This is a genomic window from Marinobacter sp. CA1, from assembly GCF_020546665.1.
Classification (GTDB): Bacteria; Pseudomonadota; Gammaproteobacteria; order Pseudomonadales; family Oleiphilaceae; genus Marinobacter; species Marinobacter xestospongiae.
The window spans coordinates 1,625,983-1,641,753 of the sequence record NZ_CP071785.1 but is presented as its reverse complement, the minus strand read 5'-3'; the positions used below and the strand labels follow the sequence as shown (position 1 = coordinate 1,641,753).

General features: G+C 59.4%; 13 protein-coding genes and 1 tRNA gene. 6 read left to right on the top strand and 8 right to left on the bottom strand.

Annotation, left to right across the window (positions count from 1 at the left end):
- Positions 1-127: 127 nt before the first annotated feature.
- A complete protein-coding gene (locus J2887_RS07635; RefSeq protein ID WP_227175386.1) occupies positions 128-1,279 on the bottom strand; it encodes a CaiB/BaiF CoA transferase family protein in 1,152 nt (383 codons plus the stop codon).
- A 225-nt stretch (positions 1,280-1,504) separates the two neighbouring features.
- Between J2887_RS07635 and J2887_RS07630 the strand changes: the two genes are divergently transcribed.
- Positions 1,505-2,542 (top strand): AraC family transcriptional regulator, encoded by a 1,038-nt coding sequence (locus J2887_RS07630; RefSeq protein WP_227175385.1) that lies wholly within the window; start codon positions 1,505-1,507, stop codon positions 2,540-2,542.
- On the opposite strand, the gene J2887_RS07625 is transcribed toward J2887_RS07630, so the two are convergent.
- Positions 2,517-3,383, bottom strand: a complete 867-nt coding sequence (locus J2887_RS07625; RefSeq protein ID WP_227175384.1) for a hypothetical protein — start codon at positions 3,381-3,383, stop codon at positions 2,517-2,519. The two genes, J2887_RS07630 and J2887_RS07625, sit on opposite strands and share 26 nt — an antisense overlap.
- Before the next feature lie 27 nt (positions 3,384-3,410).
- Positions 3,411-5,024: a DNA recombination protein RmuC gene (gene rmuC / locus J2887_RS07620; protein WP_416381898.1), complete on the bottom strand. Its 1,614-nt coding sequence runs from the start codon at positions 5,022-5,024 to the stop codon at positions 3,411-3,413.
- 299 nt (positions 5,025-5,323) lie between these two features.
- On the opposite strand from rmuC, the gene J2887_RS07615 reads away from it, so the two are divergent.
- From J2887_RS07615 to J2887_RS07600, 4 genes are all read left to right on the top strand, one after another.
- A complete protein-coding gene (locus J2887_RS07615) occupies positions 5,324-5,680 on the top strand; it encodes a hypothetical protein (protein WP_227175383.1) in 357 nt (118 codons plus the stop codon).
- Positions 5,681-5,883: 203 nt separating this feature from the next.
- The gene (locus J2887_RS07610; protein ID WP_227175382.1) at positions 5,884-6,690 is read left to right on the top strand and encodes an ATP-dependent zinc protease; all 807 of its coding nucleotides are present in this window, start codon (positions 5,884-5,886) and stop codon (positions 6,688-6,690) included.
- Positions 6,687-8,201, top strand: coding sequence for an inactive transglutaminase family protein (locus J2887_RS07605; RefSeq protein ID WP_227175381.1), 1,515 nt, complete (start codon positions 6,687-6,689; stop codon positions 8,199-8,201). The genes J2887_RS07610 and J2887_RS07605 overlap by 4 nt, the downstream gene beginning before the upstream one ends.
- A complete protein-coding gene (locus tag J2887_RS07600; protein ID WP_227175380.1) occupies positions 8,198-9,157 on the top strand; it encodes an alpha-L-glutamate ligase-like protein in 960 nt (319 codons plus the stop codon). Before J2887_RS07605 ends, J2887_RS07600 begins: the two co-directional genes overlap by 4 nt.
- 28 nt (positions 9,158-9,185) lie before the next feature.
- Here J2887_RS07600 and J2887_RS07595 read toward each other — a convergent pair whose 3' ends face one another.
- The 3 genes from J2887_RS07595 to J2887_RS07585 form a co-directional block, all read right to left on the bottom strand.
- A complete protein-coding gene (locus J2887_RS07595) occupies positions 9,186-9,449 on the bottom strand; it encodes a hypothetical protein (protein WP_227175379.1) in 264 nt (87 codons plus the stop codon).
- Positions 9,442-9,813 (bottom strand): hypothetical protein, encoded by a 372-nt coding sequence (locus J2887_RS07590; protein ID WP_227175378.1) that lies wholly within the window; start codon positions 9,811-9,813, stop codon positions 9,442-9,444. The genes J2887_RS07595 and J2887_RS07590 overlap by 8 nt, the downstream gene beginning before the upstream one ends.
- 177 nt (positions 9,814-9,990) lie before the next feature.
- Complete coding sequence (locus J2887_RS07585) at positions 9,991-11,580, bottom strand: BCCT family transporter (protein ID WP_227175377.1); 1,590 nt, start codon at positions 11,578-11,580, stop codon at positions 9,991-9,993.
- 648 nt (positions 11,581-12,228) lie between these two features.
- On the opposite strand from J2887_RS07585, the gene J2887_RS07580 reads away from it, so the two are divergent.
- Positions 12,229-12,305 (top strand) — tRNA-Pro (locus tag J2887_RS07580).
- 210 nt (positions 12,306-12,515) lie between these two features.
- On the opposite strand, the gene J2887_RS07575 is transcribed toward J2887_RS07580, so the two are convergent.
- Positions 12,516-13,688 (bottom strand): GIY-YIG nuclease family protein, encoded by a 1,173-nt coding sequence (locus tag J2887_RS07575; RefSeq protein ID WP_227175376.1) that lies wholly within the window; start codon positions 13,686-13,688, stop codon positions 12,516-12,518.
- On the bottom strand, positions 13,678-15,768 hold the full coding sequence (locus tag J2887_RS07570; protein ID WP_227175375.1) for a DEAD/DEAH box helicase: 2,091 nt from the start codon (positions 15,766-15,768) through the stop codon (positions 13,678-13,680). Before J2887_RS07570 ends, J2887_RS07575 begins: the two co-directional genes overlap by 11 nt.
- Between the last annotated feature and the right edge of the window lie 3 nt (positions 15,769-15,771).

Genomic DNA, 15,771 nt, shown 5'->3' with positions numbered 1-15,771 from the left:
GGTTTCCTTATCGTTATTGTGGACACGGCCCCGGTTCTCCTATTCGGGAAACCAGGGCCGTGTCATTGCAATGTACCAAAAGCCACCACAGAGTCGAAACCCATTGTCACGTCTGACTACACCTTGATCAGCCAGCCCCTGAATCATCACCCTCCGACGGCCACACCGACGGGTTGTCCGCCCCCAGGGTGCGTCCGATATAACGGCTCTGACAAGGCGTTGCGCTGAACTTGATCGGATGCCCCAACTGCCGTTGGACACCACCGTCCGGCCGGGCCACATCGATCACCATACCCCGGGCCTGAAGCTGCGGATGCTCAGCCGCCTCCGAGATGGTCAGGACCGGCTCCACGCAGGCGTCCTGGTCCGCAAAGATCTGTTCCCACTCAGCCAGAGACCGACCGGAAAACGCCTCCCGCAGTGCGGATTTGAGCTGCTGTTGATGTGTCGGGTTTTGGCTCAGCCCCAGGCTCTTCAGCTCGGGCTGGCCAATCACCTCGCACAGACGGGCGCAGAACTGCGGCTCCAGACTGCCCACCGAGATCCAGCGGTCATCCGCAGTACGATAGTAGTCGTAGAAGCTGCCTCCATTGAGCAGACCGCCCTCTGGCCGCTGTTCAGCACCGCCAGCGAGGCTGGCCGCTCCGGCCATGGCGTTAAGGGCAAAGGCGGCGTCGGTCATGCTGATGTCGATGAACTGGCCTTCGCCGGTCTGCTGGCGGTGCACCACCGCCGCCAGAATCCCCATCACGGCGTGGTGGGAACCGCCGGCCACATCGGCAACCTGGATACCCAGCGGCGGCGGTCCGGCGTCCTGACGCCCGCTGTGGCTGCTGACGCCGGCGAGGGCGAGGTAGTTGATGTCATGGCCGGCGCGATCGCGGTAGGGACCGGTCTGGCCATAGCCGGTAATGGCGCAGTAGATCAGCTTCGGGTTGACCGCTTTCAGTGCCTCATAGCCGAGTCCCAACCGGTCCATCACCCCTGGCCGGAACTGCTCCACCACAATGTCGTAATCCGCCACCAGGGCCTTGATGCGCTCCACGCTGCCCGGTGCTTTCAGGTTCAGCCCCACCGAACGCTTGCCCCGGTTAAGGTAGGTGTGAGCGGTGCTGACACCCCCATCATGAGGAGGCATCACCCGGGTCAGATCGAGCCGGTCCGGAGCTTCCACCCGAAGTACATCGGCCCCCATATCGGCAAGCATCATGGTGGCGTAGGGCCCTGGCAGCAGGGTACTGAAATCCAGCACTTTCAGATGATTCAGTGGACCGGTCATGGCATCTCCTTGTTGTTGTCCTGTCTGTTGGTGATGCTGCCGGGATTTCCCGCTCAGGCCAACCGCCGCTTGCATCATTCCAATTGGCCATTTCTACCAGCATGATGAGCATGGGCGTTGCCACAACACTTGCAATGATCGCCTGCCCACTTAAGATGATCGCCGACCAACCAACGCGTTACGGACATCGGCCGACGCCCGGCCGGACCCGCAGGGAACCCCATCATGACTGAGTTGACCGTCTCCCGACATTTTGTTGAGGCCGCCCTGAGTGGAGCCCGGAGGCAGGGCTACGATACCGACGCCATGCTGCGCCGGGCAGGCATTGCCCCGGAGCTGCTCCGCATCGAGAAAGCCCGGGTCAACAGCCAGCAGTACAGCCGGCTGATGCAGGTTATCTGGGGAGAGATGGCCGACGAGTTCATGGGCATGGGGTCACGGCGCTGCCGGCCCGGCACCTTCGCCACCATGTGCGCACTGGTGATCGACAGCCCGACCCTGGGTGAGGTATTCGAACGGGCGTACCAGTTCTCCAGGCTGTTTGACCCCACCATCTGTATGCGGCTGGAACAGACCGGAGACCAGGCACGGCTGGTGGCGGTGATTGAGGGGGATATTGACGATCCAACCTGTTTCCTGCGGGAAAGCCTGCTGGTCATCTGGCATCGGCTGGGGAGCTGGCTGATCGGCCAGCCAGTGGAACTGACCGGCGCAACCTTCGACTACCCGCGACCGCCCCATGGCGACGAGTACCGGCACATCTTTCATTGCCCGCTGGCGTTCGAGGCAGCCGACATCAGCCTCAGCTTTGACGCGCGCTTTCTGGCGGCACCGGTGATCCGCGACCGGCCCGAGATGCACCAGTTCCTCAAGACCTCCCCTGCGGACCTGCTGTCGCGACCGGATGAGAGCAACACCTATACCGGCCAGATCCGGGCGCTGATTGGCCGCGATCTGTCGCAACCGTTACCGGACTTCGAGTGGATTGCCGCAGAGCTGCACACCAGCCCGCAGACCCTGCGGCGACGGCTCAAGCAGGAGAACACGTCGTTTCAGGAGATCAAGGATCTGTTGCGGCGGGACCTGGCGATCTACCTGCTAAGCCGGGAAGACCTGCCCATCAACGACATCGCCCACCGGGTCGGGTTCACCGAACCGTCGACCTTTCATCGGGCGTTCAAGAAATGGACCGGGGTAACCCCCGGTGCCTATCGGGAAGGTGAACGGGACGCCGGCCTCAAGCCGGATTCTGCATCGTCCTGATCAACCGTCCCAGGGTCTGGGCGGCGCTGCGGGCGTGATCCCGATCGGTGCCCAGTTGCATCAGACGCGCGCCGTCCCTTGGATCATAGATCCAGCAGGCTTTGTTCAGTGGCTCGCAGTCCCAGCGTACCAGCGGGCTGACGCCATAGACGGGCAACACCTCAGTGGACACCTGACGACGGTCTCCCGCGTCGGCCAGACGGGACTCCTGGATGCGGATCTGGCCATCGCCCACCGATACCCGGTACTCGATATCCGCCGGCCGGTCCGCACGCACGATGCGGTGATCGTCCCGCCAGCCATTCAGCGCCAGCAGACTGTTCAGATGCATCGCCAGGGCGCCGGTGTCCGAATCGGCAAGATACAGCTTGCGCAGGGAGTCCACCGTTTCTTCAGCGGCCGGCTCAATCACTGCCACCGGCTCGCCATCCGCAGGCTGACCGTTGACACCGTTACCATTGCTGCGCTGCTGGCGTTCGATACGGGTGATCATCTCCAGGGCCTTGTCGTAGTAGGCACCGTCATTCCCGGCGGACGACACATACTGCTCCAGCGCGGAGCGAGCCTCGTTGAAATGGCCACCTTCCAGCATCACCTGGCCGCGATAGAACATGTAAGCCGGCGGCTTGTTAGCCTGAAGCACCTGCAGCCGATTGAGATACTCGCCAGCGTCGCCCCAACGTTCGTCCGCCACCGCAGCCTCAGTGGCCAGCATCAGCCGCCGCACTTCATGCTCCGGTGCCAGCGCCTGGACGCCGGACGCCGCTGTCATGGCGGCTACCGCCATCACCACCCGGGCCGGACGGAAGAAAACCCGTGCGATTGATTGAATTGCTGCCATACCGCGTTCCTCACTGAATTCCTGAAATCACTTCTCACTGATCGCCGCCGAGGTCACTGCCCCGTCGCCGTCGTCAACGGCAGGCTGTCCAGCCAGCTCCGTCCCTGTGCCATCCTCCTCGTCCGTGGCCAGTTCCGCCTGGTCAAGAATGGATTTCGGTAACTCTTTTTTAACACGAACCCCAAGATCAACAAAACGGGTGGCCTGGGACACCAGATTGCCGCGCCCCCGGGTCAGCGTGTTCATGGCGCCATCATAGGTGCCCTGAACCGTCTGCAACTGGGTGCCGAGCTTTTCCATCGATTCCACAAACACCCGCAGCTTGTCGTAAACCGAGCTGGCGCGGTCCGCAATCCGCCGCGCGTTCTGGCTTTGCCGCTCATAGCGCCAGATGTTCTCAATGGTGCGCAGTGTCGCCAACAGGGTGGTCGGGGTCACCACAATAATCTTGCGCTCAAAGGCCTCGGCAAAGAGGTTTTCGTCCTCCTGGAAGGCCGCCACAAACGCCGGTTCAATAGGCATGAACAGCAGCACAAAGTCGGGGGAATGCAGGCCGTTGAGCTGGCTGTAATCCTTCTCACTGAGGCCGCGAATGTGGTTCCGCACCGCCTCACAGTGGGCTTTGAGTGCGGCGGCCCGGGGCTCATCCTCGTCCTCACTGATCCATTGCTGATAGGCCACCAGCGAGACCTTGGAATCCACCACCAGGTTGCGGCTGTCCGGCAAATGTACGATGACGTCCGGACGCAACAGGTTGCCATGCTCATCCCGGTAGCTGCCCTGGGTCTCGTACTCTATGCCCTTGCGCAGACCGGAACGCTCCAGCACCCGCTCAAGGATCAGCTCCCCCCAGTTGCCCTGAATTTTCTTGTCGCCCTTGAGGGCCCGGGTCAGGTTGGCCGCTTCCTCGGTAATCTGGCGGTTCAGCTCCTGCAGCGACTTGATCTCGCTCCGCAACGCCTGGCGATCCTTGGTTTCGGTGGTGTAAACGTCTTCCACCCGCTTGCGGAAATCCTGTAGCTGGTCCCGGAAGGGGTTCAGCAGGGTGTCGAGGTTACTGCGGGTCTGCTCACTGAAACGCTCATTCTTCTGCTCGAAGATGCGATTGGCCAGGTTCTCGAATTCCTGCTTGAGGGCATCCCGGTTCCGCTCCAGCAGTTCCAGCTTCTCCTGGGCCGCACGTCGCTCGCGCTCAATGACCACCTCATTCTCACGCAACTGCACCCGCGCGTCCTGGAGATCGCGACCGGTCTGCTCCAGCCGCCGGGCCTGCTCATCACGCTCTTGCAGCAGCTGCGTCAGGCGATCGCCGGCTGCCCGGCTTTCAGCATCCGCCGCCGCCAGACGGTTCTCCAGGGCCATCGCCTGGCGGCGGGCCTGATCGAGTGTCTGACGTTGCTGTTCACAGTCGTCAGCCAGGGCGTCACAGCGGACTTCCAGCTGTTCCTCACGCTGGCGTTCCAGCGCCAGGGCATGCTCAAGCTCGGTGACCTGCTGCCGGTATTGGTCATACTCCCGGCTCAGCGCTGCCAATGCTTTTTTCTGTCGCAGCGCGGTGACGGCCAATAGCAATGACAGCCCCGCCAGGATCGCCAGAGTGGACCAGACCCAGCCCGGGGATGCCAGGAACGACTGCAACATTTCAGACACTTGCACAAACCTCTTCACTGAACAGAAAACAAACCAAGGGGACTCCGGCGAGGAAGATCCTATCGCGACAGTCTAACGTATCCCTTTCTAGCAGGGGACAATTCCCGGGAACTGTGCGCTTCGTCTGACTACCTCAGGGCACAGGTCGCAGATTCAACGACTTGAACGGGAAAGCGGTTGACTTGATCCGCGCCGGGTTGGACGCTGCCTACAGTATGGGCTAGACATTGAAATAGGCTTTTCGTCATGGATTGACGAGACGTCGACACATCAGGACAACGGGATCGGGGATGCTCAAAGAACTCTGGCGCAAGACACTGGGACACCCAGCCCTGTCGGCCAAGCATTCTGACAAGGCAACCAAGGTACGGTTACTGCCACACCTGACGCACACCGGCGAGTTCCACCTCGACCGGCTCACCAGGCTGCTGAAGGACCGCTATAACCTGGACCAGGAACCACAGGGCGATGACGCCATTCGTCAGCTGATACGTTACGCGGCCCGAATCCAGGATCAGGACGTGCAACGGGAGTTGTTGCTGTTCTACCTCAACTGCTCGCCGGTGATCCAGGATTATCTCCGGTCTGGCGACATTCTGGGCGACGACCACTTTCTGGTCCGCAACGACCGTGACGACGATCGCTGACGCCCCGATTTGCGCCGGCAACGGTGACCCAAATCGATGCGGCTTTCACCTTAACCATCCGTAAAACAACAGGCTCCGTAGCTGAGGTATACTCCGCGGCAAACGACCGGAGCCCCGAAAAATGGCTATCCGGCCCACGCATGCATGACGACAGCGGGATCGAGCCCAGACACATCGGCCAGCTGCGAATTCAGAGGTTTTGAATGGACGCTCGCATTTTCCCGGGCAAGGCATCGGTGGCCTGTCTGCTGGCCGCCATGACACTGGCAGGTTGCGCCAACGATCGCTATTACTTGGTGTCCAACAACGATATCCGGGACCTGGACACCACCCTGCAAGCGCAAAAGATCGGTTTGCAGACGCTGCTGATGTCTTCCGCCCAGCAACACGACACCCTGCTTCGCCAGAACCGCCTGGCGACCGACACCGTGCTTGCCGCCATCGACGAACGGGTCAAGCCACCGGTGTGTCCGCCGCCGCCCAAGCCCGCCGCCTGCCATCCGGACCAGTCTGCGGTAACCGCCGAGCGAGAGGGTTATACCAACCGACTGGCCGGCAAGCTTGTGGTGGGTGAGCGTGAGAAATTTCTGTTGATCGGCCCCCAGTTCACCTTCACCGCTCGCATCGACAGCGGTGCCGAAACGTCATCAGTAGACGCCCGCAATATCCAGCGTTTCGAACGCGATGGCCAGAACTGGGTACGCTTCGACATTCCAAACCCGGAGCAGGACGGCGAGCTGTACACGCTCGAGCGGGAGATCGCCCGGAACGTTCGAATCATCCAGTCCAATGAGGAGGATTACGAACGCCGCCCGGTGGTGGAGCTGCAGTTTGCCATCGGCAATCATCGCCAAAAGGCGGAGTTCACCCTGTCCAACCGTGAACACATGAGCCACACCGTGCTGATCGGCCGTAACATCCTTCGCGACGTTATGCTGATCGACGTGGGCAAGGAATTCGCCACCGAACTGCCGACATCCCTGACCAATGGCGAGGATGACCCGTCTTGACCTCCCGCGCGCCCTTTTACTTTGCCCTGTTTGTACTGATCACCGCCGGACTTGCTCTGGCGGTTTTGCGTCATGTGGAGTTGGGCATTCCGTGGCTTCCCGGCGAACAGCGTCCGGTTTGGCTGGTGGAAGCCCGAGTTGATTTCCAGGCCCAGCAGGAACCCGTGCTGGCGAGCCTGAACATTCCGGACCAGCCCCCCGGTTTCCTGCTGCTGTCGGAACAGGCCGCGTCTCCCGGCTACGGTTTCTCAATCGTTGAGCATGACGGCAATCGCCGGGCCGAATGGTCCAAACGCTTCGCCGAAGGGCCACAGACGCTCTACTTCAAGGCCCAACTGATCCCCGACACCGTTGGCGATGACACCCCCGGCGGGCCGGCACCTGTGGCCAAACCGGTGTTCTGGGAAGAGCCCCAGGCCACGGCGGTCCGGGAAGTACTGCAACAGGCCCGCAGCAAGTCGTCCAACCCGGAGAGTCTCACCCGCGAGCTGATCAAGCTGATGCAGCCAGAGACGCCGGAGCAGAACACCACCCTGCTCACCTCTGGTACCAATTACGTCAGCCTGCTTGAGCGCATGCTCAATCACGCCGGCATTCCCGCCCGCATCGCCGACGGTCTGCAACTGGAGGATGCCCGCCGGCGCCAGACCCTCAAGCCGTTCCTGCAGATCTACAATGGCGAACGCTGGCTGACGTTCAACCCCTACACCGGCGCCCAGGGCCTGCCTGAACACATAGTGCTGTGGCGCCAGACAGCGGTCTCCCTGCTGGACGTGATGGGCGGCAGCGACTCCCAGGTCACCTTCTCGATGCTGCGCCAGACCGTGCCCGCCCTGCAACTGGCCAGGGTCGAGGCAAACGACAACGGTCTCGGCTTCCTCAGCCTCTACCAGCTGCCCATCGAAGAACAGAGCATGTTTCGGATGTTGCTGTTGCTGCCCATTGGCGCCCTGGTGGTCGCGTTTATGCGGATTGTCATCGGCATCCGCACCTCGGGCACCTTCATGCCGGTCCTGATCGCCGTCGCCTTTGTGCAGACCTCCCTCGTGCCGGGGCTGATCGCGTTCATAGCGGTGGTGTGCCTCGGCCTGCTGATGCGGGGCTATCTGTCCGCCCTCAACCTGCTGCTGGTATCGCGAATATCGGCGCTGATCATCCTGGTGATCTTCATCACCACCGGGATCAGCATCGTGGGCTACCAGATGGGCTTCAACACCGGCATGACGGTGACCTTCTTCCCGATGATCATCCTGGCCTGGACCATCGAGCGGATGTCCATCCTCTGGGAGGAAGAAGGCGCACGGGAAGTTCTGATCCAGGGCTTCGGCTCGCTGTTCGTTGCGGTGGTGGCCTACCTGGCCATGAGCGCACCGCTGGCAAGCCATCTCACCTTCAATTTCCCGGAACTGCACCTGGTGGTATTGGGCCTGATCCTGCTGCTGGGACAGTACACCGGCTACAAACTCAGCGAACTCAGGCGCTTCCATCCCATGAAGGCCTATGAGCCATGAGCTGGATCTCACCGTTTCGCCTGCAACGCGCCGGCATGCTCAGCATGAACCGGCGCAACGTGGACTACATTGGGCGCTACAACGACCGCGCCTCCTACCCGCTGGTGGACAACAAGCTCAAGACCAAGCTGATTGCCACCGAGTACGACGTGAGCACCCCCCAGCTGCTGCAGGTCGTACGCCAGCAACATGAGATCTCCCATTTCCGGGAACTGGTGGATGAGCTGGACGGCTTTGCCATCAAGCCAGCCAAGGGGTCCGGCGGCAAGGGTATTACCGTGATCACCCGGCGCGACGGCGATCAGTACGTCAAGGCCTCCGGCGCCAAGGTCACCCTGGCCACGCTGGAGCGGCACCTGTCCAACATCCTCGCCGGGCTCTACTCTCTTGGGGGCACCCCGGATGTGGCGATTGTCGAAGACCTGGTGCAGCCGTCCGCCAGTCTGGCGGACTACTCCTTTCAGGGCGTGCCGGACATCCGCATCGTGGTGTTCCAGGGCTACCCGGTGATGGCGATGCTGCGCTTAGCCACCCGGGATTCCGATGGCAAAGCCAACCTCCACCAGGGCGCGGTCGGCGTCGGCCTGGATATCGGCACCGGCCACAGCCTCAATGCGGTGCAGTTCAACAAGGCCATCCACCTGCACCCGGACACCGGCCTCAATCTCGCCAACATCGCCATCGAAGACTGGCAACAGATGCTGTTGATGGCGTCCCGCTGTTACGAGGCCACCAACCTTGGCTACATGGGGGTCGACTTGGTGGTGGATGCCCAGAAAGGGCCGCTATTGCTGGAACTCAATGCCCGCCCGGGCCTCGCCATCCAGATGGCCAACGGTCGCGGCCTGCTGACCCGCCTGAAAGCCGTGGAGCGCCTGAAGCGACCGCACTTTACACCCGAAGGCCGGGTCGCCTTTGCCATGGAGACTTTCGCCCAGCCTGTCCAACAGGCGTGAGACCGCAGAGCCTGCAGGCAGACCGGTCTCAGGACAACACCTCCGCCGGGTCGTCGGCGGCCCTGGCCGGCGACCAGATCACCAATACCATGGCCGTCACGCACGCCAGCCCAGCCACTGCCATGGCCAACTGGAAGCCACCGGCCATAGCTGCCCTCAGCACGCTCTCCAGGGCAACTGGAGCATCGGGCACCACCTGCCGGGCAACGGCGTCCCGCGCCATCTCACCGGCGCCAGTCAGCCCCAGAGCCTCAGCTGCCTGAGTGAACAGCGAGACTGCCCGCTCAGTCATCAGGGTGCCAAGCAGCGCAATGCCAACGATCATCCCGGTCTGGCGTAGTAGCCGACGCCGCCCCCGCCTGCTCAGCAGGCGCCATACCCATGATCACGATGCTCGTTGCCGGCACCGCCAGACCCGCCCCACACCCCAGCAGGGCAAAGCACGAGCCCACAATCCAGTAAGGCGTATGCACCGACACCTGGGTCAACAGCAGCAACCCCAGCGCCAACAGCGCATAACCGGCGACCATCAGCCCTTGCAGTGGCAGCGATCGATTAAGCCGCCCGAACAGGGCCGACACACACAGCGTTGCAACGAACTGCGACACCATCCGCAGCCCCGCATCGTGGCGCTGCTGATCTATTCCGGCGTGCACGGTGCCACCGACGACCTGATCGCAGCGAACCTCGGCGACACGGAGGCATTCGCCGAGGCCTGCCTACGACTGCCGCCCTCCCCTTAGGACTGCTAGCCAGACCGAAAAATTGAAACCGGCAGTTCTCTGGGCATGAAAAAACCCGGACAATGTCCGGGTTTTTTTAGCTCGGGTCGCTTACAGCTTGCCTTGTGAGGCCAGCAGCTTGCGCTCGTGCGTCAGCCCTTTCAGCAGCCCCCAGGTCATCGCCAGGAGGATCAGCGTAAACGGCAGGCCTGCGGTAATGGCGGTTGCCTGGATAGCCCCGAGGGCATCTGCACCGCCGCCGAAGATCAGAGCCGCTGCAATGGCACCTTCCATGATGACCCAAAACACGCGCTGGGCCGTCGGTGCGTCGGTCTTGCCGCCAGCGGTGATGCTGTCGATGACCAGCGAACCGGAGTCAGACGAGGTCACGAAGAACACCAGTACCAGCACAATACCGATGAAGGAGGTGATCGCGGTCAGCGGCAGGTTCTCCAGCATCTGGAACATGGCCAGCGGCACTTCCGTCAGGCCGTTGGCTGCCAGCGAACCGATACCGTTCTGGATCTGATCCAGGGCGCTGCCACCGAAGGCACTCATCCAGAACACAGTAATCACCGTCGGGATGATCAGCACCGCGGTCACGAATTCGCGAACGGTACGACCCTTGGACACCCGGGCGATGAACATGCCAACGAACGGTGACCAGGAAATCCACCAGGCCCAGTAGAATACGGTCCAGCCATGGAACCAGGTCTCATCTTCACGACCGAACGGATTACTCAGCGGCATGATGTTCGCCACATACGTGGACGACGTCACCCACAGCGTCTCGATGATGGTCATGGTCGGACCGGCGAAGATGATGAAGAACAGCAACAAGGCTGCCAGGCCCATGTTGATGTTACTGAGCACCTTCACACCACCGTCCAGGCCACGCAGCACCGACAGCAGCGCCACCAGTGTTACCCCGGTAATGATGGTCATCTGCACGCCGATACCGCTGGAGATACCGAACAGGTAATCCATACCGGAGGCCGCCTGTTGAGCACCGAAGCCCAGAGACGTGGCCAGGCCGAAAATGGTGGCCAGCACAGCCAGGATATCAATCAGGTGACCCGGCCAGCCCCAGACGCGATCACGCAGCAGCGGGAAGAACGCGGAGCGGATCGTCAGCGGCATGCCCTTGTTAAAGGCAAAGAACGCCAGTGACAACGCCACGATCGCGTAGATCGCCCAGGGATGCAGACCCCAGTGGTACATGGTGGCACCCATGGCCATCCGCGCACCCTCTTCGCTGTTGGCCTCTGCACCCAGCGGCGTGCCGTACCAGTCGGTGTAATAGGCCACCGGCTCGGCAACAGCCCAGAACATCAAACCAATGCCCATACCTGCAGCAAACAGCATGGCAAACCACGACATGGTCGAGAATTCCGGCTTGGCATCCTGACCGCCCAGGCGGATCTTACCCACCGGCATGAAGATCAGGGCCAGACAGACCACAACAAAGATGTTCGCACTGATCAGAAAGAACCAGTCGAAGGTATTGATGGCCCCCCACTTGGCGCCATCCAGCAATTCCTTGGATTCGGCCGGGAAGATCAGGGTGCCCACCACGAACAGCACAACCAGAACGGCTGCGATCGGGAAAACCGGTGCGTGGAGGTCAAGACCCAAAGGATTGATGTTGTCCTGACCTACCACGTAGTCGGTTTGGTACTCGTCTTTGACTACGTCTCCCACGAATGGAGTCTCCTATTTCGTGTTTGTGTCGACTTGGGAGCCCATAAACAACTCCTGAAGCGTCTCAACCAGCCAGCAAAACGCCGACTGGTCCGGGTGCGGAGCCTCCCGCTCAAACCCGATGGCAGACGCCCTGCGCGGCAGAGGCGATCCAGGAGTAATTCAGGGACTCCGGCGAGTCCATGATTTACAAAGTTGTAACGCGGCGGATTTTATTCTTTTGACGTCAAAATATCAAAAGGCTCCATACGCGCTATCCCTTAGTTCTAAGCGTAGTTCAATTTCCTGCGCTGAGCCCGAAGCGCTAAAACCCTTACTCAACGGGGACAAAACGATCGAATATTGAACAGAGAAAAACGGCAATCGAACCAGAAAAGGACTCCAGGGAGAGCCAGAGTAGGCGCTCACCCATGGCAGACTGATTACACCACTAATGATTAACCCCGTTTTTTGGCGGGTCTTTCTGGCGACATGTTAACCACCAGGCCGGCCATCGGCCGATTGCCGCATCAATTGCTACAAAACCTGTTTCTTTTTCAAAATGGCTAGTGTAGTATTCGCTCCCGCTAAGCCATTGGGAGTTGTCAAAAACTTCCTGGCACCAGCTCACAGAAAGCTTGGCTTTCTGCTCAGAGTCTGGAAGCGTCTCGGGGCGTAGCGCAGCCTGGTAGCGCACCTGTATGGGGTGCAGGTGGTCGCAGGTTCAAATCCTGCCGTCCCGACCAAATACCTCAAGAAAGGCAGTCACTTACGGGTGACTGCCTTTTTCGTTTTTGGGCCAAACAAAATAAAAGCAAAACTTATGCAAAACCCTGCCCCGCCCCCTGGCCTGATCGCCTCTCTCCCCCGATGAGACAGCGGAGCGACGTGCCGCGCATCATCGGGGGAAGAGGTTACTGGCCAAGGCCCTTACAGATCATTAGGCGCCTCTGACATCAATTATTCTCAACAAGTCTGGCGGACTCCGGATCATAATCCACCCGAGTAATAGATCCGTCTCGAATTCTGTTAACCGCTTCATCAACCACCGTCAGCGGTACCAGGAACCATTCCCTGGGCTTAACAGGGTGACCAAATCGGTCTTTAATCTCCAGATCCAACTGGGCAGGCGCAAAGATGCGATGAAGCAACGCTTCCAGTTTGGTTCGGTTAATTCCGGCCAGTTTGTATGTGGCCACGATTTCCACCTCTGCCAACAGATAGGTGGCATCATGCTCGGCGTTGGCGATGCGTGCTTCCACCTTCCCACCGGTTACTCCGATCTTATGGATCAGCTCCCGGTGCTCGGCTACGAAGGGATTCTGTGACTTGCTCCGAAGCACGTAGATGGTCCCGCTTTCTACATCATCGTCATCCCAAGTATCCCGGAACAAGGGCCCTGCATCATGCTCGGTAATCCGGCGACCGGTTTCATCTTTGTATAGGGCGCGCTGCAAGGACCGGAGCAGGATGTCGCTTTCTGTTTCATTCGAGTAAATCACCCGCAACCTGGCATCGTTGTCACCATTAGGCGCCTTGAACACCTCACCCACTTCTGCAACGTAAACCATTTGGCCGTTTAGGATGAAGAAATTGCCCTGTTCGATACTGGCATCTTGTCCGAATCGACGGGTTTCACGAATCCCGGCTTTAAGTTCTGCCTCCACCTGTTGGAACAAAGGCCTGAACAGGTCAAAGTCCTCGCACTTAGTACGATTGGCAATATCTTCTACCGCCCGTTTCTCTGCGGTAGAACGAACGTGGCGCAACTCGGTAAGTTCGCCGGCTGGCGCCATATCGCTAAGCTCTGCCAGCAGTTCCTCATCATCCATTTCTTCGGCAATCTCATTCTGAACAGCTGCCTTACCGTCCAACAGCCTCTGATAATCGAGGTCAGCCACTAGATCACGACACTCCTCCAGCGAACGAATCCGGTCGAGCCGCACGGCGTACAGGCGTTCGAAGATGTCATTATCTTCGCCATGCCGTGGAATGCGACCATGCTCTTCGACAAATCGCTGGATCTCTTCAAAGCCTGCGATGATCCGCTCTTCCCGGGCACTGCGGCTTTTTTCTTTCTTTGGTTGGGCAAAGTCCTGTAACTCTGCACTGAGCTCATCAAGATCCATCGTAACGGCCCTCTTCTCGATATCTCATGAACGCAGCAGCACCCTCGGCCATTCGCCTCTCCCAAGCATCCTGAGAGGTATTGGAGGGCGGGCGGCCTCGCTCTCGCTTAAATTTCACCGCGCGGATCGCCAGCTCTTTTGCCTCGTCCGGAGACAGGGTTGTGCGTTTGGCCGAGATGATAGAAGCAATCTGTTTAAGACTGTCCTCACTCATGGTCTTGGCCAGAATGGCATAGGCTTCACTGAATGGGTTAATCCGGTCGATCAGGTCGATATCCAACTCGGTCACGTCCATAGCGAACTTCCGTACACCCGCTATCAGTGCGGTATTCGGCTTGGTGCTCGACTCACCACCGCCCCCTGCTCCTTCACCTTCGTTGCCACCAACGGTTTCAAGTAGCGCCTGCTTGGCTTGCTGGGTCATATTCAACGCAGCAATAGCATGCTGTCGCACAGCCTCTTGATCGTGTTCATCGAGTTCCGGATACCGGTCTTTAATGATCTTGCCCATGCTGACCTGGGTAAGCTCTTCCGGGATCATCTCCTCATCGAACAAACCCCGCTCAATCGTGCTCTTGTCCTGAACGAAACTTGCGATCACCTCGTTCAAGTCTTCCGTGCAGATTCGGGACGCCTCTTCGCTCTTTGGCTCGGCCAAGCCCTTTATCTCTATCTGGAACTGACCAGACTCTTCGTTGATCCCTACGTTGCACTTATTGGGATCGTAGCCGTCCTCACCGTAGTCATAGCCCTCAACCGGACCGATGGCCGTTGCTTTAGGCTTGAACTCGAAGCGAGGAGCCAGTACCTGCTCCATCAGCAAACTGGCCGCTATGGCCTTAAGCGTGTCGTTTACCGCCTCCGTTACTGCCTGCTCTGAGGCGTCCGGCTCTGCAATGAGATTTGTAAAACGTGCGCGGGTTTTGCCTGGTGCATCCCGGGTAGAACGGCCAATGATTTGCACAATCTCAGTCAGGCTCGAGCGGTAACCCACGGTTAAAGCGTGCTCACACCAAATCCAGTCAAAGCCTTCTTTGGCCATACCCAGAGCAATGATGATGTCTACATGATCACGGTTATTCTTCTGGGCAGAATCTTTCAGCGCAGCAGATACTCGGTCACGCTTGGAGGCATCGTCATCGACCAGGTCCGCTATACGCAGCACTTTGCCACTCGAGGTTTTGACTAACTGAAACCCGGTTTCAGGATCAGTACCCTGCCAGTCGCCCAGTTCCTCAATTATGTGCTCAACTTCCCGGATCTTGTCTTTGGTGCTCTCACGGGAGTTTACATTCGGTATGTGGACGATCGTCTTCTCGTTCGGGTCCAAGACCTCCAGAATGCTGTCCGCATAGGAGCCAGAATAAAAGAAATAGCCAATATCAAGCTGTTTCAGATACTCGTAACCGTTCAACTGTTCATAGTAGGTGTAGGTCACCGTATCAAAGCGGGATTCATCGGTGGGAGCCAGAACTGCCTCCGCGTCACCCCGGAAGTACGAGCCTGTCATGGCAACAATGTGGACTTTATCCCTGGCTATGAACTGCCCCAGCTGCGACCCCAGCCTGTTATCTGGATTAGCGGAAACGTGGTGGAATTCATCCACGGCAATCAGTCGATCATCAAACGCCTCGATACCCAATTGATCCACCGCAAAACGGAATGTGGCATGGGTACACACCAGCACCCTATCGTCACTGGCCAAAAAGGCACCTACCGACTTCACCTTGCCACCATTATCAGAGCCCGGTGCATTGCACAGGTTCCACTTCGGCTCCACATGCCAGTCTGCCCAAAAGCCAAAATCACTCAAGGGTTCATCGGCAAAGCTGGAACCGATGGATTTCTCCGGTACTACGATGATCGCTTGCTTCAGACTCTGGTTGTGCAGCTTATCCAGAGCTATGAACATTAATGCTCGGCTCTTGCCGGATGCAGGTGGCGATTTAATCAGCAGATACTGCTCTCCGCGCCGCTCAAAGGCACGCTCTTGCATTGGCCGCATACCCAGCTCATTGGATTTGGTAGAGCTACCGTTGCGGGCATAAGAGACTGATACGGACGGAACGGTTTTAGTCATTGG